Consider the following 1,223-nt stretch of genomic DNA (forward strand, 5'->3'; position numbering starts at 1 on the left):
CGAGATACGTCTCAAGCGTATCCGGCAATTGTCGATCGTCATCGCGGACCAGACCTCTTGGGGTTATATGGTCAAGCGATGAAGCGCATACGGTGGATGCCTAGGCAGCCAGAGGCGATGAAAGACGTGGAAGCCTGCGATAAGGCTCGGCGAGGTGGCAAACGACCTGTGACCCGGGCATTTCTGAATGGGGAAACCCACCCACGGTAACGTGGGTATCCCACACTGAATCCATAGGTGTTGGGAGGCGAACCGGGGGAACTGAAACATCTCAGTACCCCGAGGAAAAGAAATCAACCGAGATTCCCCCAGTAGCGGCGAGCGAACGGGGACCAGCCCTTAAGCGGCACGACTGATAGGCGAACGAGCTGGGAAGCTCGACCATAGCGGGTGATAGTCCCGTAGCCGAAATCTGAGTGTCGTGAAATCGAGTAGGTCGGGGCACGAGAAACCTTGACTGAAGACGGGGGGACCATCCTCCAAGGCTAAATACTCCTGGCTGACCGATAGTGAACCAGTACCGTGAGGGAAAGGCGAAAAGAACCCCGGAGAGGGGAGTGAAATAGATCCTGAAACCGTATGCGTACAAGCAGTGGGAGCAGATTCGTTCTGTGACCGCGTACCTTTTGTATAATGGGTCAGCGACTTATTTTCAGTGGCGAGCTTAACCGATTAGGGGAGGCGTAGGGAAACCGAGTCTTAACTGGGCGACCAGTCGCTGGGAATAGACCCGAAACCGGGCGATCTATCCATGAGCAGGTTGAAGGTTGAGTAACATCAACTGGAGGACCGAACCAGGATCTGTTGAAAAAGATTTGGATGACTTGTGGATCGGAGTGAAAGGCTAATCAAGCCCGGAGATAGCTGGTTCTCCTCGAAAGCTATTTAGGTAGCGCCTCACGTAGCACCGCCGGGGGTAGAGCACTGTTTCGGCTAGGGGGTCATCCCGACTTACCAACCCGAGGCAAACTCCGAATACCGGTGAGTGACGCGTGGGAGACACACAGCGGGTGCTAACGTCCGTTGTGAAAAGGGAAACAACCCAGACCGTCAGCTAAGGTCCCGAAATCCTGGTTAAGTGGGAAACGATGTGGGAAGGCTCAGACAGCTAGGAGGTTGGCTTAGAAGCAGCCATCCTTTAAAGAAAGCGTAATAGCTCACTAGTCGAGTCGGCCTGCGCGGAAGATGTAACGGGGCTCAAACCAGGTACCGAAGCTACGGGT

Annotated in this window: 1 rRNA gene; it reads left to right on the plus strand. The window is 54.5% G+C overall.

What is annotated here, in order from left to right:
• Positions 1–69 precede the first annotated feature (69 nt).
• Positions 70–1,223: ribosomal RNA gene (locus tag QLQ83_RS00005) — 23S ribosomal RNA — on the plus strand; the annotation flags it as partial.

Source organism: Halomonas rhizosphaerae, from assembly GCF_030010555.1.
GTDB classification, from domain to species: domain Bacteria; phylum Pseudomonadota; class Gammaproteobacteria; order Pseudomonadales; family Halomonadaceae; genus Halomonas; species Halomonas rhizosphaerae.